Origin of the sequence: uncultured Marinococcus sp., assembly GCF_947493875.1 — a bacterium.
GTDB lineage: Bacteria > Bacillota > Bacilli > Bacillales > Marinococcaceae > Marinococcus.
In genome coordinates this window covers 322454-342761 of sequence record NZ_CANLSU010000001.1, presented here as the reverse complement: position 1 = coordinate 342761, position 20308 = coordinate 322454, and the positions used below count along the sequence as shown (strand labels likewise).

24 protein-coding genes and 1 tRNA gene are annotated in these 20308 nt (G+C 47.7%); 7 read left to right on the top strand and 18 right to left on the bottom strand.

Features of this window, described 5'->3' with window-relative positions; translation table 11 throughout:
- Positions 1 to 63: 63 nt before the first annotated feature.
- Positions 64 to 549 (bottom strand): SRPBCC domain-containing protein, encoded by a 486-nt coding sequence (locus Q0757_RS01700; protein WP_298784088.1) that lies wholly within the window; start codon positions 547 to 549, stop codon positions 64 to 66.
- 144 nt (positions 550 to 693) lie between these two features.
- Here Q0757_RS01700 and Q0757_RS01695 point away from each other — a divergent pair, with 144 nt between their 5' ends.
- A complete protein-coding gene (locus Q0757_RS01695; RefSeq protein ID WP_298784086.1) occupies positions 694 to 1131 on the top strand; it encodes an OsmC family protein in 438 nt (145 codons plus the stop codon).
- A 93-nt stretch (positions 1132 to 1224) separates the two neighbouring features.
- Here Q0757_RS01695 and Q0757_RS01690 read toward each other — a convergent pair whose 3' ends face one another.
- The 3 genes from Q0757_RS01690 to Q0757_RS01680 all read right to left on the bottom strand — a co-directional run bounded on the left by Q0757_RS01690 (position 1225) and on the right by Q0757_RS01680 (position 3821).
- Entirely contained in the window at positions 1225 to 2439 is a 1215-nt protein-coding gene (locus Q0757_RS01690; RefSeq protein WP_298784084.1) for a sodium:proton antiporter, read from the bottom strand.
- Positions 2440 to 2533: 94 nt separating this feature from the next.
- A complete protein-coding gene (locus Q0757_RS01685; protein ID WP_091610114.1) occupies positions 2534 to 3199 on the bottom strand; it encodes a TrkA family potassium uptake protein in 666 nt (221 codons plus the stop codon).
- Between the two features lie 70 nt (positions 3200 to 3269).
- Positions 3270 to 3821, bottom strand: a complete 552-nt coding sequence (locus Q0757_RS01680; RefSeq protein ID WP_298784077.1) for a peroxiredoxin — start codon at positions 3819 to 3821, stop codon at positions 3270 to 3272.
- Positions 3822 to 4021: 200 nt separating this feature from the next.
- Between Q0757_RS01680 and Q0757_RS01675 the strand changes: the two genes are divergently transcribed.
- Positions 4022 to 4846 (top strand): mechanosensitive ion channel family protein, encoded by an 825-nt coding sequence (locus tag Q0757_RS01675; protein ID WP_298784488.1) that lies wholly within the window; start codon positions 4022 to 4024, stop codon positions 4844 to 4846.
- Positions 4847 to 4890: 44 nt separating this feature from the next.
- Here the strand turns inward: Q0757_RS01675 and Q0757_RS01670 are convergent, their stop codons facing one another.
- The 3 genes from Q0757_RS01670 to dapD form a co-directional block, all read right to left on the bottom strand.
- Positions 4891 to 6009: an N-acetyldiaminopimelate deacetylase gene (locus tag Q0757_RS01670; protein WP_298784075.1), complete on the bottom strand. Its 1119-nt coding sequence runs from the start codon at positions 6007 to 6009 to the stop codon at positions 4891 to 4893.
- Complete coding sequence (locus tag Q0757_RS01665) at positions 6009 to 7220, bottom strand: aspartate aminotransferase family protein (RefSeq protein ID WP_298784073.1); 1212 nt, start codon at positions 7218 to 7220, stop codon at positions 6009 to 6011. The genes Q0757_RS01670 and Q0757_RS01665 overlap by 1 nt, the downstream gene beginning before the upstream one ends.
- A gap of 91 nt (positions 7221 to 7311) precedes the next feature.
- On the bottom strand, positions 7312 to 8025 hold the full coding sequence (gene dapD, locus Q0757_RS01660; RefSeq protein WP_298784071.1) for a 2,3,4,5-tetrahydropyridine-2,6-dicarboxylate N-acetyltransferase: 714 nt from the start codon (positions 8023 to 8025) through the stop codon (positions 7312 to 7314).
- A gap of 149 nt (positions 8026 to 8174) precedes the next feature.
- On the opposite strand from dapD, the gene rraA reads away from it, so the two are divergent.
- Positions 8175 to 8648 carry a ribonuclease E activity regulator RraA gene (rraA, locus tag Q0757_RS01655; RefSeq protein WP_298784069.1) on the top strand — a complete coding sequence of 158 codons (474 nt, stop codon included), beginning with the start codon at positions 8175 to 8177 and terminating at the stop codon, positions 8646 to 8648.
- On the opposite strand, the gene Q0757_RS01650 is transcribed toward rraA, so the two are convergent.
- From Q0757_RS01650 to Q0757_RS01640, 3 genes are all read right to left on the bottom strand, one after another.
- Positions 8645 to 9823, bottom strand: a complete 1179-nt coding sequence (locus Q0757_RS01650; protein WP_298784066.1) for an MFS transporter — start codon at positions 9821 to 9823, stop codon at positions 8645 to 8647. The genes rraA and Q0757_RS01650 overlap by 4 nt on opposite strands.
- Before the next feature lie 187 nt (positions 9824 to 10010).
- Positions 10011 to 10406, bottom strand: a complete 396-nt coding sequence (locus Q0757_RS01645) for an HPr family phosphocarrier protein (RefSeq protein WP_298784064.1) — start codon at positions 10404 to 10406, stop codon at positions 10011 to 10013.
- A 93-nt stretch (positions 10407 to 10499) separates the two neighbouring features.
- Positions 10500 to 11612, bottom strand: coding sequence for a mechanosensitive ion channel family protein (locus tag Q0757_RS01640; RefSeq protein WP_298784063.1), 1113 nt, complete (start codon positions 11610 to 11612; stop codon positions 10500 to 10502).
- 169 nt (positions 11613 to 11781) lie between these two features.
- Between Q0757_RS01640 and Q0757_RS01635 the strand changes: the two genes are divergently transcribed.
- From Q0757_RS01635 to Q0757_RS01625, 3 genes are all read left to right on the top strand, one after another.
- Positions 11782 to 12045, top strand: a complete 264-nt coding sequence (locus Q0757_RS01635) for a hypothetical protein (RefSeq protein ID WP_298784061.1) — start codon at positions 11782 to 11784, stop codon at positions 12043 to 12045.
- A 229-nt stretch (positions 12046 to 12274) separates the two neighbouring features.
- Positions 12275 to 12350 (top strand) — tRNA-Val (locus Q0757_RS01630).
- A gap of 239 nt (positions 12351 to 12589) precedes the next feature.
- Positions 12590 to 12892: a hypothetical protein gene (locus Q0757_RS01625; protein ID WP_298784059.1), complete on the top strand. Its 303-nt coding sequence runs from the start codon at positions 12590 to 12592 to the stop codon at positions 12890 to 12892.
- Positions 12893 to 12929: 37 nt separating this feature from the next.
- Here the strand turns inward: Q0757_RS01625 and Q0757_RS01620 are convergent, their stop codons facing one another.
- The 4 genes from Q0757_RS01620 to Q0757_RS01605 all read right to left on the bottom strand — a co-directional run bounded on the left by Q0757_RS01620 (position 12930) and on the right by Q0757_RS01605 (position 14337).
- Complete coding sequence (locus tag Q0757_RS01620) at positions 12930 to 13151, bottom strand: hypothetical protein (RefSeq protein WP_022792617.1); 222 nt, start codon at positions 13149 to 13151, stop codon at positions 12930 to 12932.
- 111 nt (positions 13152 to 13262) lie between these two features.
- Complete coding sequence (locus tag Q0757_RS01615) at positions 13263 to 13661, bottom strand: DUF3942 family protein (protein WP_298784054.1); 399 nt, start codon at positions 13659 to 13661, stop codon at positions 13263 to 13265.
- Between the two features lie 139 nt (positions 13662 to 13800).
- Positions 13801 to 14022 carry a hypothetical protein gene (locus Q0757_RS01610; protein ID WP_298784052.1) on the bottom strand — a complete coding sequence of 74 codons (222 nt, stop codon included), beginning with the start codon at positions 14020 to 14022 and terminating at the stop codon, positions 13801 to 13803.
- Between the two features lie 87 nt (positions 14023 to 14109).
- Positions 14110 to 14337 carry a hypothetical protein gene (locus tag Q0757_RS01605; RefSeq protein ID WP_298784050.1) on the bottom strand — a complete coding sequence of 76 codons (228 nt, stop codon included), beginning with the start codon at positions 14335 to 14337 and terminating at the stop codon, positions 14110 to 14112.
- A gap of 141 nt (positions 14338 to 14478) precedes the next feature.
- Between Q0757_RS01605 and Q0757_RS01600 the strand changes: the two genes are divergently transcribed.
- Entirely contained in the window at positions 14479 to 15396 is a 918-nt protein-coding gene (locus Q0757_RS01600; RefSeq protein WP_298784048.1) for an aldo/keto reductase family oxidoreductase, read from the top strand.
- Between the two features lie 47 nt (positions 15397 to 15443).
- On the opposite strand, the gene Q0757_RS01595 is transcribed toward Q0757_RS01600, so the two are convergent.
- The 4 genes from Q0757_RS01595 to xylB form a co-directional block, all read right to left on the bottom strand.
- Positions 15444 to 16709 carry an OFA family MFS transporter gene (locus Q0757_RS01595; protein WP_298784047.1) on the bottom strand — a complete coding sequence of 422 codons (1266 nt, stop codon included), beginning with the start codon at positions 16707 to 16709 and terminating at the stop codon, positions 15444 to 15446.
- A 137-nt stretch (positions 16710 to 16846) separates the two neighbouring features.
- Entirely contained in the window at positions 16847 to 17902 is a 1056-nt protein-coding gene (locus Q0757_RS01590; RefSeq protein ID WP_298784045.1) for a Gfo/Idh/MocA family protein, read from the bottom strand.
- Positions 17902 to 18639, bottom strand: a complete 738-nt coding sequence (locus Q0757_RS01585; RefSeq protein WP_298784043.1) for a ThuA domain-containing protein — start codon at positions 18637 to 18639, stop codon at positions 17902 to 17904. The genes Q0757_RS01590 and Q0757_RS01585 overlap by 1 nt, the downstream gene beginning before the upstream one ends.
- A gap of 185 nt (positions 18640 to 18824) precedes the next feature.
- Positions 18825 to 20303 carry a xylulokinase gene (gene xylB / locus Q0757_RS01580; protein ID WP_298784041.1) on the bottom strand — a complete coding sequence of 493 codons (1479 nt, stop codon included), beginning with the start codon at positions 20301 to 20303 and terminating at the stop codon, positions 18825 to 18827.
- Between the last annotated feature and the right edge of the window lie 5 nt (positions 20304 to 20308).

Sequence of the window (20308 nt, the reverse complement as noted above, 5' to 3'; positions counted from 1 at the left end):
TCATCCTATACGTCGTTAAGTCTGTAGGGGAAATATTTTCCCCGCTTTTATAATATCATACGCTTACGAAGGTGTAAGTTGTTTCGATAATAAGGAAAACATTTCGTGCCAATATTTTTCCGTCCGGAGCCTTTCTTCTCTTAAATGCTCTTCCACCACTTTTCCCTCGAGCTGTTCATGATGAAGAAACACCACGTCCTGGGTTACAATCAGCTGGGTTCCGTTTAAAATAGAATTGATTTCCACTGTGATTTTTTCGTCCTGGCCGCCTGTCTCTTTACGGACGAGCGTTTTCTTGATGCGTTCCGGTGGATCTATTTCCACATATTTTCCGTAAGCCCTGTACGCTTCGTCCTGGCTTTCATTCACTACACTCCATGCTCCTCCTTCTGATACATCGGCCTCTGCTTCTGCTTTCTCGTCTCCCCCTAAAGGAAACATCCACGTTTTCATCAGTTCAGGATTGGTCCAGGCTTCATATACCTGCGCTGGTTCTGCATGATGGATGTGACATCCCGCCTGGGCGATAATTCTACTGTACTTTGCCATAATTGATTTCTCCTTTACAATTTGCTTTTCAACCTTATTCCCTAAACGAAAGCTGAAAAAACGCGACTTGATCATCGGCTTCCTATTGTTTATCTTAATAGGGGCGCGGGTATAACATTATAGTTCTCAAAGGAGTGAATGAATATGGCTAATATGGAATTTAATGTAGAAGGAAACGCTAAAAGCTTTCAGACCGACCTCTCCACAGGTTCTCATGAAATTACGATCGATGAGCCGGAAAACCTTGGCGGAAGCAATCAGGGCATGGACCCTTTATCCGCTCTTCTCTCTTCTCTGGCAGGCTGCGAAAACGCTGTAGCCAATTTTGTGGCAAAGGAAATGGATTTTGATCTGCAGGGTATTTCATTTCAGGTAAATGGCAATATTGATTCAGAAGGCATGATGGGCAACCCTGATGTTCGTCCTTATTTTCAGACAGTTTCGGTAAAAGCGAAAGTACAGACATCTGAAAGCGATGAACGCGTTCAGGAGCTTCAGGAAAAGGTTGATGCCCGCTGCCCGGTATTTACTACCCTTCACGCAGCCGGCGTGGAAATGAAGGCCGACTGGAGCAAAGCTTAATTGGAAATTATAAAACACGCCCGGGGCATTCATCCGGACGTGTTTTTTCTTATACATATCACTTTTCCTGCCCCCAGACATAGCCGGGCTCTCTCAGGAAGAAAATTTCTTTGCCAGCGGATAGACCCCGAGGCTTTGAATAACAAGAGAAAGCAGAATAGCCGCAAACGTCAGAGAAACAACGAGATCCGCACTGCTGCTGGACTGGGTTTCGATACTCAGCAGGAGGGCCACAGATACTGTGCCTTTCAGCCCAGACCAGGTCATCATAAATACAGATGACCACTGAAACCGTTCTTTAATATGCGGTGACAATTTTAGAAATCCGCCCAATACAATGAAACGGACGATTAATGAAATAATAAATATTCCGATGGCGAGCAGCCAGTGCCCGAACGCAAGATAATCCGCTGACTGAATGCCGATTAACAAAAAAAGCAGCGACAGTACGGCCGGTTCCACTACCTTCCAAAAGCCGTCCAAATAGGAGTGAAGCTCCTCCTCCTTTTCGGTTTTCTGGAAGGTCCGTGAGAGCATGATACCTGCCGAAACGGTGGCTAAAACACCGGAAACCCCCAGGCCTTCAGCAATATAAAAGCCGCCGTAGGCAAGAATCACACTGAGCATTACCTGATACACATGATTATGCATGATATGAACCGCTTTTGTAACAAGCCAGCCGCCTGCCACACCCACAGCCACACCCCCAAGTGACACCAGCAGAAACTCAGCCAGAAACGAAAAGATGGAAAAGGACTCATTGTACAAAAACATGGAGGAGGCAATCCCGAACAATACGACGCTTGTTCCGTCATTGATCATCGATTCCCCCTCCACGACTTTCGGAACATCCGAATCCCCAAACACGTTTTCGAGAATAGCCGTCACAGATACCGGATCTGTCGGTGTCAGTACCGAAGCGATTAAAAATGCCGCAACGAAGGACAGACCGGCAGCTGGGGCCGCTACAAGATATATAAGCACGGCCATTAAAAATACAGTGGCCATCAGACCCAGTGTTCCGAGTGTGGCAATTGGCCAGATGTTTTTCTTTAATGAACGTATCGGAAAACTATAGGCAGACACAAATAATATCCCCGGCAGCAGCAAATCAAAAATTATATCATGATTTAAACCGAGCCTGCTGAAAACGGGAATGAAGGAGAGCCCGATTCCAATAATCAAAAGCACCATCGGCACCGGGAAATAATTGCTTTTTACATCAAATATATAAACAATCAGTCCGACAGCCAGCAGTATGACAAGCAGTGAAGCGTAAAGCAGCACCTGAATCACCTCCTGGTACAATATATGCAGCTAACATCCTTATTTACCCTTTGTGCGTAATGAAAAACTAAAAAAGCCCTTCCGCATCAATCATGCGAAAAGGCCGGATTATTTTTCAGTTATCATCTATCCACCGGGATTCGAGTCTTGCAATATCTCCGTCCGCGCCAACGACAATCAGAATGTCCCCTTCACTGATATCCACCTCCGGACGTGGTGATACGTGGACGTCCTCCCCGCGCTTAATAGCGAGCACGTTACATCCATATGTTTCACGTATATCCAGGTCGAGAAGCGATTTACCGTCGAGCAGCTGACCGGCTTCCAGCTCCACAATACTGTAATCTTCGGAAAGCTCCAGATAGTCCAGCACGCTTTTGGAAACAATGCTGTGCGCCACCCTTACTCCAATATCGCGCTCCGGATGAATGACTTCATGGGCACCGATGCGCCGCAGCACCTTTTCATGATAATCATTCTGCGCTTTTACGGTAATGTGCTTGACGCCAATTTCATCAAGCACGATGGTGGTCATAATGCTTGCCTGAATATTATCACCGATAGCTACAATGACATTATCAAAATTACGGATGCCAAGACCACGCAGCGCCTTTTCGTCCATACCATCTGCTATGACCGCCTGGGCGACAACCTGGGCAAATTCATTGACCCGGTGCTCGTTGGAATCAATAGCAAGCACATCCATCCCTTCATCGGCCAGGGCGTTGCATATACTTCCGCCGAACCGGCCGAGACCAATGACTGCAAACTGTTTCTTCATTCCGTTCTCCCCTATTCTTCTCAAGTCCTTCAGCTTTTTAACGGGCCCATGCAGTATGGAAAATGAACGCTTACGTGTTCAGCGTATCCTGGCCCGGCTTCCAGTTCGCCGGACACATTCCACCTATCTGCAGAGCCTGCAGTACGCGAAGCACCTCGTCAACGTCACGACCGACATCATTGTGGTGAATCATCGAATACTGCAGTTCCCCGTCTGGGTTAATAATATACAAACCGCGCAGTGCTATTCCCTCTTCTTCGATTAAAACCCCGTAATTCCGGCTTACCCGGTGATTTGTATCAGCTGCAAGCGGAAATTTCAGCTGCTCGAGCCCATTATCTTCCCGTGTCATATTGATCCATGCCTTATGCGAATGGATGGTATCTGTTGAGACACCGATCACTTCTGTATCAAGCTCTTCGAACTCGTCATAATGGTCGCTCATTGTTGTAATTTCCGTCGGACAAATATCGGTGAAATCCATTGGATAGAAAAAGAGCACCGTCCATTTATCTTTTTTCATTACTTGTTCAAGGCTGATCGTGCCAAACGAGGTGTCCGGCATGACGGCATTCATCTCGAAGCGTGGAGCCTGCTTTGCCACCATACGCTTTTCACTCATGCATTCCACTCCTTTAATAATCACGATCCTTCATTCCTTCATTATATGGACCGCTAATTTTAAAGTCAACGAAACGCTTCCCCTCCTCGTTTTACAGCAGTTTGATTCATTACTATTGCATATTTTTTGGTACAATTAGTTATGTTATACTAATCAGGTTAAAATGGAAACTACAGGCTGGGGAGTGGTATAAGTTGAATATGGAATCGTTTAATGAAGGAGTTTTCTGGACAGCTGCCGTTATTTTAATAGTGCAGCTAATTGGTGTGCTCATCGGCTATATCATCGTAAGGGCCATCGGAAGCAAGGTCATCCACCGGGCCTTTAACCGCATGGAAAAGCAGCGGAATATGCACCCGGGCAGGGTCAAAACCCTTTCGAAGCTCGCTATAAGCATCTTTACCTACATTTTGTTGTTTATCGTAATCACCATTACTTTAGGTTTGTTCGATCTTGACATTGCTCCACTGATTGCCAGCGCCGGGATTGTCGGCCTGGCGATTGGCTTCGGGGCCCAGGGCCTTGTAAGCGACGTTGTTACCGGCTTTTTTATTCTGCTCGAAAAGCAGATTGACGTTGAGGATTACATTGCGATTGCCGGAATAGACGGTATCGTCGAGGAGGTTGGGCTGCGCACGACTCAGGTGCGAAGCTTTGACGGTACACTTCATTTCGTACCAAACCGGGAAATCAGTGTTGTCAGCAACTATTCGCGCGGTAACATGCAGGCAATTGTCGATATTGGCATTGCTTATGAAGAAAATGTGGATAAGGCGATTGCTGTCATTCAGGGGGCCTGCAACCGCGTGGCCGAGGAGCAGGGTATTTTCAAGGAAGGCCCCGACGTTGTCGGAGTAAACGCACTTGGCGCTTCAGAGGTAACCATCCGCATTATCGCCAAAACAGAGAATATGATGCAGTGGGCCATGCAGCGGGAGCTTTTGAAGGCCTGCAAGGAAGATCTTGATGCCCACAATATCGAAATCCCTTACCCTCACCAGGTAAACGTCAGCAAAGAAGCGTAAATCAAAAAAAGGCGGAGGCTTTCAGAGCCCCCGCCTTTTTTTAATCACCGGCTGCATAAAAAATCAGTAAAAAACTCTACTGCTGTGTCCATTGCTTTTTCGGAAGGACTGATCCGGTTATCATGCAGTCCGTACGGCGTATCCACCCCGAGCCAGACCATCGTCCCGGGGATGTCCCGGAGAAAATAGCCAAAGTCTTCTCCAGTCATTGCTTCCCGGCTCTCCACAAAGTTGACCTGCCCGTGGCTCTCTGCAAACGCCGTCAGCTCCGCTGTTTTTGCTTCATCATTATACACCTGGCAGTAATTCGCTCCCCAGTCCACGTCTGTTTCACAGTGAAAGGAAGCTTCAGTGCCTTTCAGCATTCCGGTTATTCTTTCTTTGATCAGCTTCATATTGTCCATCGAAAAGGTGCGAATCGTCCCTTCCACCCGCGCGGATTCCGCAATAATGTTCTGCTTGGTTCCTGCTTCAATCGTACCGATTGTCACAACAGCCGGATCGAGCGGATCAATGTTTCTTGCTACGATTGACTGAAGCTGAGTCACAAAGTGGCTTGCTGCCACCACCATGTCCTCCGTCTGGTGGGGACGCGCCGCATGCCCTCCTTTGCCTCGGAGATTAATAAACAATTCCGAGGTGTTGGCAAACAGTACCCCCGGCTTTGTCGCAATCGTGCCCACCGGGTGCTCTGGTGCGATATGAAGGGCATAAATTTCGTCGGGCTTCCATTCCTTAAATTCCTCGGACCGAATCATCGGCTCTGCTCCTCCGGGCCCTTCTTCTGCAGGCTGAAACAGCATTACCACGTTTTGAACCGGCCGGTGCTCCGCAAGGTTCTGCAGTATGCCCAGCGCAATCGCCATGTGCATGTCGTGCCCGCAGGCATGCATCATTCCTTCATGCCCGGACGGAAACTCCAGACCTGACTGCTCCGGAACCGGCAGGCCGTCCATGTCCGTTCGGTAGCCGACGGTTTTTTCCGGATCCGACCCTTCGATACGGACAAGGATACCAGTCTCCCACGTTTTATATGACAGATGTTCCTGCGGGAGAGCACGAATTACATCAAGCAGGTACTGCTGGGTTTTGACTTCCTGGAATCCCGGCTCCGGGATGCGGTGCAGATCCCGGCGGAACCTTGTTAAATCAGTGAAGGCCATTACTGTACGCTCCTTTCTTTCAGGGCGCTCATTTCTCCAGCGAGGGCTTCAATAAAAGCGTCCACTTCCGCTCTCTCAAGGGTCAGCGGTGGCAGCAGACGAATAATGCGCTGCTGGGTAATATTAAACATAAATCCTTTTGCAAGCAGCCTCTCCTGCAGTGTTTTGACAAATGAAGCGTCTGCGTCCAGTACCACACCGACCATCATGCCAAGTCCGCGGATTTCCTGCACAAACCCTTCGCTTTCTTCTTTCCACTTTTCCAGACGGGACCACAGGTATTCAGCCCGTTTACGCCCATTTTCCAGTTCGTTTTGATCGTACAGAACGTCAAGCACTGCATTTCCCATTGCAGCGCTGAGCGGGGAAGGCCCGAAGGTCGTGCCATGATCGCCCGGTTGAAATACTTCCTTCACACGCTCTCCGGCAATCATTCCTCCAAGCGGAAGACCGCCGCCGATGCCCTTGGCAAACAAAATAACATCCGGTGTGATTTCTGCCCGTTCGTAGGCGAAAAATGTTCCGGTGCGTCCGATTCCGGTCTGAATTTCATCCACGATAAACAGCACATTGTATTTTTCGCACAGGGATTTTGCTTTCTCCATAAAGGAAGGAGAGACTGGCTGAATGCCGCCAGAGCCTAAAATCGGCTCGAATAGAAATGCGGCCGGCTGCTTCGTCTTAAGCACTTCTTCAAGCGCCTCCAGGTTTTCTGCTTCCACTTCATATACGGGGTAGTCCGCGGCCGGAAAATCCTGATAAATTCCGGGCTGGCGTGTCAGCTGAATAACACCCAGCGTCCGTCCGTGGAAGCTTTTTTCCAGGACAGCAATTCCCTTTTTCGGCGTTTCCTGGCCGCTGCCCCATTTATGCACAAGCTTGACCGCTGCTTCAGTGGCTTCCGCTCCGGAGTTTGCAAAGAACACCTTCCCCGGGATACTGAGCTCAATCAACCGTTCTGCCAGGCGGACCGCCGGTTTATTAATAAACATATTGGAAATATGCAGAAACTGCTCTGCCTGTTCCTTCAGCTTACCGAGCAAGTATGGATGCGAATGACCAACAATATTGACGGCCAAGCCGGTAAATAAATCGAGGTATTTGTTTTGTTCGCTGTCATATAAGTAATTGCCTTCCCCTTTTTCCACTACAATAGGAAGACGCTGGTACGTAGACATTATATAGTGCTGGTCTTTTTCAAGCCAGTTCATGCTGTTTGCCCCTTTCGCGTAAATGAAAAAGAAAGGCCCCTTTTGGAACCCGTCCCAAAAGGCAGCCTTTCACCGTTACGTTGCAGCGTTGTTATTTTAAGCGGCGCAGTTCCTGTTTAATTTCTGTTTTTCCTTTTGTCTGCTCATCAATTTCTTTGATGACGCGTGCAGGAGTACCAGCAACAACCGTATTTGGCGGCACGTCTTCTGTTACTACGGCGCCGGCAGCTACGACTGCGCCTTCTCCGACAGTAACTCCTTCAAGGATCACGCAGTTGGCGCCAACCACAACGCCGTCTTCAACAACGACCGGCTGGGCGGACGGCGGCTCAATAACGCCGGCGAGAACTGATCCTGCACCGATATGGCAGTTGTTACCCACGGTGGCACGTCCACCCATCACAACGTTCATATCAATCATCGTGCCTTCTCCGACAACAGAACCGATATTAATGCTTGCTCCCATCATAATAACGGCGCCTTTACCGATTTCCACCTGGTCGCGGATGATCGCGCCCGGCTCAATGCGTGCTTCGATATCTTTCAGGTCAAGCATCGGGATCGCGCTGTTTCTGCGGTCGTTTTCTACAACAAAATCTTCAATTTTGTCTGCATTCGCTTCGATGCCTTCTTTAATATCTTCCCATTCACCGAACAACACACCGGTGTTTCCTGTAATAAACCGCTTCGTTTCATTTCCAAATCCGATAGCGTCCAACTCGCCGGTAATATGTACTTTAACCGGAGTGGATTTTTTACTATCTGAAATGAACTGGATAATTTCATTTGCGTCCATTTGATTCATGTTTTACATCCTCCTTCAAATTTCTCTTTCCTAGATTATCATATCGCCCTTTGAAAGCAAAATGATAGTTCCCTCTTTTTTCTATTCTCCTGCTATTTTCTTTCCTCTGGGAAAGCCTTACAATGAAAATAATAAAAGGAGGCATACATATGGGTAGAACAGCTGATATTTGTGATGAATACAAAAACGAGGCTTTTGTCGCCAATGAGCCGTTTTTATCACATGGACCGGTACGTTCCTTTGAAGGGCCAATAGAAACAGTACGGGTGTTTGAGGATAACGTGCTTGTTGAACAGGCGCTTGGCGATATTCCCGCCGGCAGTGTTCTTGTAGTTGACGGAGGCGGTTCCTCCCGGCGTGCCCTGCTCGGGGACAACCTGGCAGAAATTGCTGTCAAGCGCGGCCTCGCAGGCATTATCGTGAACGGGGCGATCCGCGACAGTGACGAGCTTCGCGAAATGGATGTCCGGGTGTTTTCCCGCTTTACCAGCCCACGAAAGTCTGTCAAGGAAGGGCGCGGCGAGCGCTCCATTCCCGTCGATTTTGCTGACGTCACCTGGACGCCCGGGGACTACGTCTATGCCGACAGCGATGGCATTGTGCTTCTTCCTGCCAAAGGCTAGCCTGCTTCCACCGGCATCAGTCGGCGTACGCTTGTAAGTGTGACTATTAACAGGAGCAGGCCGCCGGCAATGACGCCGATCCAGCCGGCCAGAGGCCACAGGAGACCAAAATAAAGACTGCTGAGACTCCCGCCCAGATAGTAAGACGTCAAGTAAAGTCCGGAGGCGCTTGCCCGGGCTTTTTTGGCGTTTTTTGTTACCCAGGAACTTGAAGTGGAATGCGCAAAGAAAAAACCAAAACTCAGCACGGCAAGCGAGGCAATAACCACCCACAGCTGCGGTACAAGCGACAGCAGCAGGCCGCCGGCCATAATGAGGATTCCGACCTGCATACAGTCCGTCTGTTTAAAGCGCTGCGTCAATTCCCCGGCAAGGCTCGAGCTGAAGGTCCCCGCCCCGTATGTTAAAAACAATAGGCCCAGGACTGCTGTACTGACGAAAAAAGGGTCTCCGTCCAGGCGGTACGTAATAAAGTTGAATGTCCCGATAAATACAAAGAAATTCAGACCGCCGATAACGTAAGCCAGCCGCTGCACCGGATCTTTAAGATGAAACAGCGCATTCTTCCACGTATCGCTCCACTCCAGCGGCTTTGGACTGAAGTTTTTCGAAGCCGGAAGCAGCAGGATCACGAGCACGGCGAGCAGGACGCTAGCCCCGGCCATGAAAAAATAAGCCGTCCGCCAGTCAAACCAATCGGAAAGCACGCCGCTCATCACTCTTCCCCCCATGCCGCCGAGGCTGTTCGCGCTTACGTAAAAGCCCATAGCTACCGTCATCGCACGCGGGGTGAATTCCTCTCCAATATAGGACATAGCCGCAATGGGAATTCCGGCAAGTCCGACGGCCTGGATCATCCGAAGCAGCAAAAGCAGCCAGAAGGAGCCGGCAAAAGGAATGAGCAGCGTTGCTATAGTTCCCCAGATCATCGCGTACACAATGATCTTTCTTCTTCCTTTCGCGTCGGAAATCGCGCTGATAAAAAAGAAGCTCACTCCAAGCATCAGCAGGGAAAGTGAAATGACAAAGCTCGCTGTCGCTTCGCTGACGCTGAATTCTCCGGTAAACAATGGAAGCAGCGGCTGCGGGTAATACATATTGGCAAAAATGAGCAGGGATGCAAGCCCGAGAGCAATGGAGGCCCGCCAAAATGTACCGGTGTGCCGATCGATCATAAAGCATTCTTCCTTCCGTGTCATTCGTTATTACTGCTTGTATTATACAACCAGTACATATGATTCATGTCCCTTTTAGTTTACCCTATTTGGCTTGTGATATGCTTAGCATTATCCAGGCTTAGAAAACGTTTCCTGATAATACAGCTGAAGACCCGGACGCTTTTCCCGGCGCCGGGTCTTCCTGTTAGCTGCGTGTCGTTTTCAGATACGAGCGTGCAATATTTCGTACATTGGGATTCCAGTGGGCCATGCATCCGGCCATTGCCCGTTCCACATGCTCCGCTGCTTCGTCTTCCCAATAGCCGTTATTATTCTCATGCTCTACTGCTTCTCCAAGATATTCAGCTGCCACCCTGGCAACTGCTTCTTTATCCTCTCCGTGTACCTTGAGTTCCACTTTGTCACCAAGTCTGATGCTTGTAAACAAAGACATCATACCGAGTACGCTTTTTCCGTTTGCGGAGGTTCTCCGCTTTTCAAAAAACACATCTGCTTTAAATGTTTCCAGTTCATGCACAAACGACAATACTTGACTGGCATTCAGTCCACGGGTTAACACGAATGTTTCCACTCGTTCCATCGAATGCATCGGCTCCTTTTTTACGTACATATTCCTTCTGACAAACATTCTTATTATAACATGTACGTTTTGTTTGCCAACCGTGAATCCCGCTTAATTATTGTCGGACATGTGATAATTTTCTTCAGGTGATTTTTCAATATAAATAGACTGTGTTGGGTAGGCAAACTGAACGCCTTCCTCCTGAAGGATGCGAATGATTTCAAGATTCAGCTCTTCTTTTATTTCAGCCCATTCCAAAAACGCGGTTGTTTTCGTAAAACAGTAAACCCACAGGTCGAGCGAGGAGCTGTTAAATTCTTTAAACTGCACAAGAATCATTTCTTTATCGATATCCTCCCGGCTGTTCAGCATTTCCTCAAGACGCTCCCGCAGCTGCAGCACCTGCTCCCGCGGCGTCTGATATTCAATGCCAAGCGTCATGTTAATTTCGCGCTTACGCATTTCACTCCAGTTTGTAATCGCCTCATGGGCAAGTGTGTTGTTTGGAACGATGACAATTGAGTCAGCAAAGGTACGCACCTTCGTGCTCCGAAACGAAATATCCTCCACAATTCCTTCCACCGTCGGCGTATAAATCCAGTCCCCCCGCTTAAACGGGCGTTCCACGACAATAATTATGCCGCCGATAAAATTAGCCACCATATCCTGAGCGGCGAGGGCAAAGGCCAGACCTCCAAGGCCGAGCCCTGCCACAAAGCCGTTAATGTTAAAGCCCCAGGAAGAGAGAATAATGGTGAACGCGAGCGCCACGATAATAATCCGGAGCACCCGGGAAAGAAAGGGAACCAGCATATTGTCTTCCTTGCCCTCGAGCCTTTTAATCATCGGGTTGAAGAGCATCGAAGACGTGTTCAGCAGCTTGTATGTCCCCCAAGCTGCAAGTATGATTAAAATGGAACCGTACAGGCGGTTGATAATTGTCATGGAATCCCACGGTATCGGCAGATACAAAAGCGCCAAATATATACCGAATACGGCGAAAAACATACGAATCGGCCGTTCAAACGATACCAAAACATTGGTGAACAGCTGTGATCTCGATTGGTGAGTCATTTTTAAAATGAACCTGAAAATGTATTTAGTAAATAACTTCCGAAAGGCAAACACGAGAAGTGCAATCAAAACAGCTACGCCTATATCAATCCAGGGCAGTTCTACAATACGTCTCTGCCATTCCATCCAAAAGTCTGCATATGCCTGCATGAACATCCCTCCACCTTTATCCCATTCTCTCTATATTTTAAAGCCTCCGCCAGGCAGTTTACTGCAGGGGTGCCCACTTTTCGTCTTTGTAGATATCTTTCAAACCTAAGGTATGGTAGCATGTAAATCGGAAAAAGACATCATCACAAAGGAAGGTTCAGATAGTCGCATGAATTTACTTATTTTACTGCTAATTGGTTTTGCTGTAAATACGCTCGTATACCAGCTTGCCCGTTTGATGCAAAAAGTCTCCGGGCGAAGCCTGCCGCTTCTCGGCATCACCTACATTGTTTTTTTCGGGGCGCTGTCGCTTGGCATTTTTAACCAGGGGCCGCTTGGGTTCATTCTTTCCAATCTCAGTCTGGGTATGCTCGCCTTCTGTCTATTTCTATTCCTTCAGCAGCGGAAAGAAAAACAGCAAAAGGAAAATTGATTAATTTTAATATATGTACCATAAAAATTTCTGTTTATGCAGCAGGTGCGTGTACTCTCTTAGTATCTTCGGTAGTAACAGGACATCAGCAAGGTCCGGCTTCTCCGCCCGGAAGAAATTAATTGGCCAACACCACCCTCTGCTTTCCCTGCATAAATTGAGCGTGGAAGGATTGACACTGACCTTTTCCTATTGTATATTATTTCTGTCGCTTTATTCCATACAAATTGTTCCGTTAGCTCAGTAGGGAGAGCGCCACCTTGACAGGGTGGAGGTCACTGGTTCGAGCCCAGTACGGGACACCATAAATAATAAACTACAGCAGGAGCCATTGGCTTCTGTTTTTTAATTTGTACAGCCCGGGCTGTTTTTCGCCGCACTTTCTCCTTTCTATCTTTGGAACGCCTATTATCTTACCCATTATTTTACAGCAGATAGTGCATTTCATAAACGTTTATGTACCTTTTTCCTTTTGCATCCTCTGCTTTTATTAAACCGTTTTAGGGTATATTATGGGAAGCACCTATTGAAAGGAGGAAGACGGATGAGTTCATCAGCAGACAATTCTAATTTCGTCGAAGTGTATTTTGATCCTTCCGCCATCCCGCTTTTTGAATTGAATGGATTTCAAAGCGAGGGGGCATTCGAAGAGCACTCCAGTTATATCAAAGCGGTAGTGTCAGCGGAAAACTATGGTGTTGAAGAAGCGGGCGTTTACTTCTATCAGGAAAAGGCCCAGAGCAGCGGCAGCCGCACCATCTTTATTCCGATACGCTTTGTTCTTACTGTGGTGGAGCATTCCGAATCCCGTGGGCCGATTGGCTATACGGACCCCAATACTCTTTAGAACGGGCAAAGGCAGAAAGCTGCGAGCTTCTGCCTTTTTACCGCAGAACATATATATGCCGTCCAAGCTGAATAATCTCTTCATTTTCAGGAAAATAAACCCGCTCAAACGTCGGATGAAAACCGCTGTTCTGCATGGAGTGTATATCGGCGACCCAACCCCCTTCCCCCGGCCAAACAAGACAATGCAGCATGTGTCCTTCACTACAAATAATCACCTGCACCTGGCGAATATGCCGGTCAATATAAACAACCCCCATGGCGTATACCCCCTTAATGACATTATACCCATTCGAAGGAAATCAATACTTATTTCCCTGTTGATTATTTAATATTTTTCAAAATAAAAAAGCGCCGCAGCGGGCGCTTTTTTATAATCCCAGTATATCGCCGAAGGTATCTTTAAGATGGTCGCGGACAATATCCATATTAAATTCCTGCTGCTTTTCCTGGCTGTACATTCTGCCCTCCTGAACATATATAACATCCAGTTCATTGGTTTTATCATCTGTACTCTGTGTTACCTGAATATGATAATTTCCATCGTCTGTAACAGTTTCAAAAAGCACTTCGCGGTTATCAATGGTCATATAGCTGCGGTGCTTTGAACCATAGCTGCTGAACGAGTCATTTTTCACTTCGCCGATTTCTTTATTCAGATTATTAAAGTATTTGGCAATTTCCCAGTTTACTTCGTTCATAATATTTGCGTCTTTATCTTCTTCTAAATACTCTTTTGCTTTAGCTACGAACTCATCTTCGAAACTCATTGCCATCACCCTCTTCTTTAAAGTAATTCTCTATTTTACAGATTATTCGGTACTTTCACTACAGTAACGGAGAATTTATGTAAAAATTATTTATTAAAAAATAGTTATGTTAACTGCTTATGAAAACAGTTAACATAATTTATTTCACTTCTACTACATACACACCGGCATCAACATATCGGATAAGCATCAACTGTCCGTTACCTACCATTGAATCAATCGTTTTCAAAGCAAAAGAACTGTCAATGCTGTTTCTATCTTTTAATATAGCGGCGACATCCTGATTAGTCAGCGGCTTTTCATTGTCCTGAATAATATTTTTTATTGTTTTAGCCCCTCTGGTCTGTAATATAATGTTCACCCCTTTGTTTATCATTAATATACTATTTCCGAAAAGTCTGCAGGGTAATCATCAAATTATTACAATTTTAAATCCAGGGACATAAAGCTACTGGTCGCTTTCGTGCAGGTGGTTTTCTTTTTTCTCTTTAACCTGTAATTTCCCTCTGCGTATAGCTTCCATTATGGTTAAACAGAGCGCTCCGGCCAAAACATGAATGAATGCCCACACATAGCTTTGCAGTACGAGACCGACAATAATTCCAAGGCCGATATTCCATATACCGATAATAAGCCAGAATAAAATAAAATAGCTGTTTATTGTTCTTCGTTTCATTACTGCCACCCTTTAATCTTTTTCTATAAATTACCATATTTATGCTTAAAAGTCATTTTTCATATTTTTGACAGCGTTATCATGCCGATTGTCCATACGTCATGTTACACTATTCTTATCCTGAAAAAAAGAGGTGCTCAGATGAAACAAATGCAGTTAGGCAGCAGTTCGCTTCAAGTATCCAATATAGCACTAGGGTGTATGCGCATGAATGAGCTTTCCATCGATGCGGCGGAAAAAGTTTTCCGTACCGCTTTTGAGGCAGGCGTGAATTTTTTCGATCATGCCGATGTTTATGGCGGCGGGGATTCCGAAGACATTTTTGCCAGAGCAGCTGGTATGAACGATGACCTGCGCGAAAAAGTAATTCTTCAGTCCAAAGCAGGCATACGCGGAAATTCCTTCGATTTTTCCAAATCCCATATTTTAAACACAGTCGATGAAAGCCTGAAGCGTCTTCAGACAGACTATCTGGATGTACTGCTTCTTCACCGTCCCGATGCACTCATGGAACCCGGGGAAGTAGCGGAAGCATTCGATAGTCTCCACGCCTCCGGTAAAGTACGTCATTTCGGTGTCAGCAACCAGCATCCAATGCAGATTGAGCTTTTAAAGCAGCACGTCAAGCAGGATCTTATTACCAATCAGCTGCAGTTTGGTCTGATGCACTCCCTCATGATAGATCAGGGATTGAATGTGAATATGAAAAATGATGCAGCGGTGATGCGGGAAGGCGGGCTGCTTGAATACAGTCAGTTGAACAACATGACCGTCCAGGCCTGGTCCCCATTTCAGTATGGCATGATGGAAGGCGTTTTTATCGGCAATGATAAATTTCCTGAGGTGAACAAAAAACTCAGCGAATTGGCCGGGCGCTACCAAGTAACCGAATCAGCAATAGCAGCAGCCTGGATTCTTCGCCACCCCGCGCGTATTCAAACCATTGTCGGGACGATGAACCCAGAACGGCTGGCAGGCATCGCCAAAGCCTCTGAAATCACTTTGACACGTGAAGAATGGTATGACCTGTATCAGTCTGCCGGCAACGAACTCCCATAACAGTAAAGACCCCTTTCTCCTTTATCTTAGAAGAAAGGGGTCTTTCTTTATGCTTTCGCTGCTTCCGTGCTTTCCTGTTCTTTGTTTTTTCTGACCTTTTTAATATTAAATCGCATGACAATCATAGCTGCCAGGGCGACTACGAGAAGAATATTAAACAGATAGAACGATAGCGCGTAGCTTCCTGTAGCCGAAACAATGCTTGATACGGCTGTAGGACCGGCCACCCCTGCAAGTGCCCAGGCAGTTAAAAGAAAGCCGTGAATGGCTCCTAGCTGTTTCGTGCCAAACAGGTCACCAATATAAGCCGGCAGACAGGCAAAGCCGCCACCGTAACAGGTAATAATAATAAATAATAGAATTGCAAGCAGCACAACGTTGGTCGTTAACGGGAGAAGGAAAAAGGCCACGATTTGAATGAGAAAGAATATTGTAAAAGTATTCGTTCTTCCAAGATAGTCCGAAAGCGACGCCCATACAATCCGTCCGCCCCCGTTGAAAAAGCCCATTACTCCCACTATGGTAGCTGCTAATGCTGCGCTGGTACCTGTAATGGTCTGTGTCATGTTCGATGCCACTGCAAGCAGCATAATACCTGAAGAGATGTTAATAAACATCACGAGCCACAGCAGGTAAAAACGCATCGTCCGCAGTGCCTCTTTGGCTGAAAGCTGCGCCACGTCTCCGCCCTTCTGGTTCGTCTGCAGATCTTCTTTCTTATAGCCTTTAGGCATCCAATCCTTCGGCGGCTTCTTCATGTAGCTCGCCCCTGCAAGCATAAGAACGAAGTACGAGGCGCCAAGAATGTAAAATGCCCCCGGGATCGATACAGCGTTCATCAGCCATTCAGCTACGGGACTTGTAATAAGCGCTCCGGCGCCAAAGCCCATAACTGCCATCCCAGTAGCCATCCCTCGACGGTCTGGAAACCACATAACAAGCGTAGAAACCGGGGATATGTACCCAATACCAAGGCCGATGCCGCCAAGTACGCCGTAAGAACCAATAAATAATGGCAGACTTTCAAGCTGTACCGCAAGGCCGGCCCCCATTGTCCCGGCACCAAACAGCACGGCTGCGATGGCAGCTGAGATCCTCGGCCCGTATTTTTCCACAAAAAACCCGAGTGAAGCGGCCGACATCCCCAAGAAGAAAATTGCAATCGTAAATGCTAGTGTTACGTCGGAAATGTTCCAGCCAAGCGACTCATTCAGCGGATTCTGGTACACACTGTACGCATACACCGAACCAATCGATAAATGAATCGCTATGGCTGATAATGCCATCAACCAACGATTTCGATCTGCTTCCATAATTAGTAAGTCCCCCTTCTGTAGTAATACAATCCTCTCTTTCCCTCTGTCTCTGCATTCAAACGACTATTCATTAAAAATTGGAAAAATTCTTTCTTAAGAACTGCTTTAAAATAAAAAAGCACCCGGATGGATGCTTACATTTCGTCGGCGTACACATTATCCAGTCGAACGCTTTTTCCAGTTCTGCTGCTTTCATAAACAGCTTCGATAATCCGGGTGACGCGCAGTGCCTGCTCGGGCTTCACAACGACCTCCGCCTGCCCCAGACACGCTTCTGTAAAGTTTTTCGCCTGCAGCACGTCTTCACGCTCATAGCTTGTTAAGTGAGGCTCCACACTCATCATGGAACCGAATTTTGACTGGTACAGTTCGGGCGGAAAAACCTGAAGGCCACCGTCGACCCCGGAAATGCTCAGCTCTTCTTTATCTTCTTTAATGTTCGCCGCCCAGGATGACTCCAGAAGCAGCGTCATGCCATTTTCAAACGTAATATAGCCGGTCACATGGTCCTCCACGGAAAAGCTTTCCGTATCGATAGCCCCCCATTCATTAATTTGGCCCGGGGTTTTACTCAGGCGGTCGTAGGTTCTTCCGCTTACCTCCACGGGCTGTGGATCATCCAGAAGCCAGAGAGCCAGATCCAGCAGATGGCAGCCGTAATCAATCAGACTGCCTCCGCCCTGGAGTTCTTTATTTGTAAACACACCCCAGCCAGGTACCTTCCGTCTTCGCATCGCCTGAAGACGTACAACCAGCGGTTCACCTATTTCACCCTCCTGTACCATCTGTCTGGCCATGCGGGATTCCTTCATGTAGCGGTAATGATAGCCAATCGTTAACACGGCTCCTGAACGCCTGGAGGCATCAATCATATCCTGGCATTCTGCTGTAGTCATCGCCATCGGTTTTTCACAAAGCACGTGCACCCCTGCTTCCAGGGCCTGCACGGCAAGCTCTGCATGAAATTTGTTCGGTGTACAGATGATGACTGCTTCGACATGCTCCAGCAATTCCTCCACGGTGCTGAATACAGCCGGAATATCAAATGCTTCTGCAGCAGCTCCTGCTTTGCTGAGATCTGTATCAAAAACAGCTGCTACACGCACATTTTTAATCTGCTGAAAAGCGGGCAGATGCCTGCCCCGGGCGATGCCCCCTGCACCGATAATGCCTATCTGCAGCTTTCCCATTAGTCTTTTTCCCCCACATCTTTATTCGAAATGGCTTCCAGTGGACTGGCGTTACCGTAAACGGGCAACGGCGTATTTTTCGGGGCCGACCACCGGACAGCATTTTTAATCACCGTTTGAATGTCTTTATTATAATATGTTGGGTACGTTTCGTGCCCCGGACGGAAATAAAAAATCTTTCCACGGCCCCTTGTGAAGGTAGCGCCGCTTCGAAATACTTCTCCGCCTTCAAACCAGCTGATAAACACGAGCTCATCCGGCGCGGGAATATCAAAGTGCTCGCCGTACATTTCCTCTTTTGGCATCTCAATATACTCCCCGATTCCCTCTGTAATAGGATGGCCCGGCTCTACGACCCAGAGCCGCTCTCGCTCGTCTGCTTCCCGCCACTTCAGGTCGCAGCCTGTTCCCATCAATGTACGAAATATTTTTGACAGATGACCGGAATGAAGCACAATCAGACCCATCCCATCCAGCACGCGATTCTGAATGCGCCGGACAATGGCATCCTCTACCTCGTCGTGGGCAATATGGCCCCACCAGATCAGTACATCGGTGTCGTTTAACACGTCTTCTGTAAGTCCATGCTCCGGCTCATCAAGCGTTGCCGTTCGTACAACGTCCGCCTCATCCTTCAGAAAGTCAGCCAAAGCCCCGTGAATTCCCTTCGGGTAGACCTTTGCGACTTCCGGGTTCTTGTTTTCGTGTCTGTTTTCGTTCCAGATGGTAATATTCATGCCATTCCTCCTCTAGTCGTTAAATGTCTGCTGAATACGCTGCCAACATCAGTTAAAATTTTTTGCTCTGACTTCATCATTAAACCGCTTCCATTTCATAGTAATCCAAAACGTTTCGGACCGCAATCGTCAATTAATTTTTTTATTAAAACAGGCAAAAGCCTTTTCGGACTTTTGCCTGCCAGTCATGACATCTTTAACGGTGATGTTTGTGCATAAATTTTCTTATATGCCTGAAATGATTGTTCATATATGAGCAACTGTTCCGGATCAGGATAAAACGTTTCGCTCTCTTTGACAAACGTTTTCTTGCATTCCTCAAGTGTAGTAAACCACCCCGTGCCGTAGGCCGCAAGCATTGCTGCCCCAAGCCCCGGTCCCTGTTCATGAGCGAGCTTACGCACAGGGCATCCGAAGGCATCCGCCTGCATCTGAAGCCAGAAGGAGCTTTTGGCCCCTCCTCCAATAGACACAAGAGAATCTATCTGAAAGCCCTGCTGAAGGATGATTTCGTGAGACTCCTTTAGAGAATACGTAATCCCTTCCATGACAGCCCGGACGATATGTCCCCTCGTATGACGGATATCGAGTCCGATAAAGCTGCCCCTGATTCCTGCGTCCATATACGGCGTTCTTTCACCGGTCAGAAACGGGGTGAACAGTAATTGTTCTGCCCCCGCCGGCACCTGGGACGCCCGTTCGACCAGCTCTTCAATCGTTTCGTCAAAAAACAAATTGTCCTTTACCCACTGAAGACTGTTTCCGGCAGAAAGCGTAACGCCCATATAATAATACTGATCCTTAGATGCGTGATTAAAATAATGCAGACGTCCATCCGGAACCGCTTCGCCGTGATCCGGCACGAGAAGCACTCCGGAAGTCCCTATACTTAAAAGGCCTTCCCCAGGTTCTGTAATTCCGCTTCCTAAAGCACCGCAGGCGTTATCTGCCCCGCCGGCTATAACATTCACTCCTTCATGGAGTCCCGTCTTATCTGCCGCTTCCTTTGTCAGGGGTCCCGCACTTTCGTGGGATTCTATGAGCGGAGGGCAGAACGAGGCGGAGAGATTAAAGCCTTCCCGCATCGTACGGCTCCATGATTTTCCTTTCACATCCAGCAGAAGCGTCCCGGCCGCATCAGAGAGTTCCATCTGCATACTCCCTGTCAGCCGGTACCGGACGTAGTCCTTTGGCAGCAGAAAAGACGCTGCCCTGCTCCAAATTTCCGGCTCGTGCTCCTGTACCCACAGCATTTTCGGAAGAGTAAAGCCTTCAAGAACTGTGTTCTGTGTTGCCTCAATCAGTTCATTCTCCCCGATCGTATGCCGGATCGTTTCGCACTGCTCCGACGTTCTTGTATCGTTCCAGAGTATAGCCGGGCGCAGTGGCCGGCCGGTCTCATCCAGGAGCACCAGGCCGTGCATCTGGCCGGAGAAGCTGATGCTTTCCACTTCCTCTGCCTTTATTCCTGTCTCCTGAAGCAGTGCCTGAATCGATGCTTCTGTCTGCTCCACCCATTCATCAGGATTCTGCTCGGAATGCCCCGCAGCCGGCTGCTGGACAGACAGCGATTTTGACACAGAAGCTGTCACCTCGCCACTTCTGTTCACAAGAAGCGATTTCACTGCACTCGTTCCTAAATCGATTCCGATTACGTAAGTCATGCCAG

What these genes read in the sequence shown, in the direction of transcription:
- Q0757_RS01685 (WP_091610114.1), bottom strand. Translation starts at nt 3,199, where the DNA reads ATGAAGAAACAGTTTGCAGTCATTGGTCTCGGCCGGTTCGGCGGAAGT.
- Q0757_RS01700 (WP_298784088.1), bottom strand. Translation starts at nt 549, where the DNA reads ATGGCAAAGTACAGTAGAATTATCGCCCAGGCGGGATGTCACATCCAT.
- Q0757_RS01595 (WP_298784047.1), bottom strand. Translation starts at nt 16,709, where the DNA reads ATGGAAGCAGATCGAAATCGTTGGTTGATGGCATTATCAGCCATAGCG.
- Q0757_RS01585 (WP_298784043.1), bottom strand. Translation starts at nt 18,639, where the DNA reads ATGAATATTACCATCTGGAACGAAAACAGACACGAAAACAAGAACCCG.
- Q0757_RS01635 (WP_298784061.1), top strand. Translation starts at nt 11,782, where the DNA reads ATGAATTTACTTATTTTACTGCTAATTGGTTTTGCTGTAAATACGCTC.
- Q0757_RS01620 (WP_022792617.1), bottom strand. Translation starts at nt 13,151, where the DNA reads ATGGGGGTTGTTTATATTGACCGGCATATTCGCCAGGTGCAGGTGATT.
- Q0757_RS01695 (WP_298784086.1), top strand. Translation starts at nt 694, where the DNA reads ATGGCTAATATGGAATTTAATGTAGAAGGAAACGCTAAAAGCTTTCAG.
- rraA (WP_298784069.1), top strand. Translation starts at nt 8,175, where the DNA reads ATGGGTAGAACAGCTGATATTTGTGATGAATACAAAAACGAGGCTTTT.
- Q0757_RS01675 (WP_298784488.1), top strand. Translation starts at nt 4,022, where the DNA reads ATGGAATCGTTTAATGAAGGAGTTTTCTGGACAGCTGCCGTTATTTTA.
- Q0757_RS01650 (WP_298784066.1), bottom strand. Translation starts at nt 9,823, where the DNA reads ATGATCGATCGGCACACCGGTACATTTTGGCGGGCCTCCATTGCTCTC.
- xylB (WP_298784041.1), bottom strand. Translation starts at nt 20,303, where the DNA reads ATGACTTACGTAATCGGAATCGATTTAGGAACGAGTGCAGTGAAATCG.
- Q0757_RS01600 (WP_298784048.1), top strand. Translation starts at nt 14,479, where the DNA reads ATGAAACAAATGCAGTTAGGCAGCAGTTCGCTTCAAGTATCCAATATA.
- Q0757_RS01625 (WP_298784059.1), top strand. Translation starts at nt 12,590, where the DNA reads ATGAGTTCATCAGCAGACAATTCTAATTTCGTCGAAGTGTATTTTGAT.
- Q0757_RS01615 (WP_298784054.1), bottom strand. Translation starts at nt 13,661, where the DNA reads ATGAGTTTCGAAGATGAGTTCGTAGCTAAAGCAAAAGAGTATTTAGAA.
- Q0757_RS01590 (WP_298784045.1), bottom strand. Translation starts at nt 17,902, where the DNA reads ATGGGAAAGCTGCAGATAGGCATTATCGGTGCAGGGGGCATCGCCCGG.
- Q0757_RS01605 (WP_298784050.1), bottom strand. Translation starts at nt 14,337, where the DNA reads ATGAAACGAAGAACAATAAACAGCTATTTTATTTTATTCTGGCTTATT.
- Q0757_RS01680 (WP_298784077.1), bottom strand. Translation starts at nt 3,821, where the DNA reads ATGAGTGAAAAGCGTATGGTGGCAAAGCAGGCTCCACGCTTCGAGATG.
- dapD (WP_298784071.1), bottom strand. Translation starts at nt 8,025, where the DNA reads ATGAATCAAATGGACGCAAATGAAATTATCCAGTTCATTTCAGATAGT.
- Q0757_RS01640 (WP_298784063.1), bottom strand. Translation starts at nt 11,612, where the DNA reads ATGCAGGCATATGCAGACTTTTGGATGGAATGGCAGAGACGTATTGTA.
- Q0757_RS01670 (WP_298784075.1), bottom strand. Translation starts at nt 6,009, where the DNA reads ATGGCCTTCACTGATTTAACAAGGTTCCGCCGGGATCTGCACCGCATC.
- Q0757_RS01665 (WP_298784073.1), bottom strand. Translation starts at nt 7,220, where the DNA reads ATGAACTGGCTTGAAAAAGACCAGCACTATATAATGTCTACGTACCAG.
- Q0757_RS01645 (WP_298784064.1), bottom strand. Translation starts at nt 10,406, where the DNA reads ATGGAACGAGTGGAAACATTCGTGTTAACCCGTGGACTGAATGCCAGT.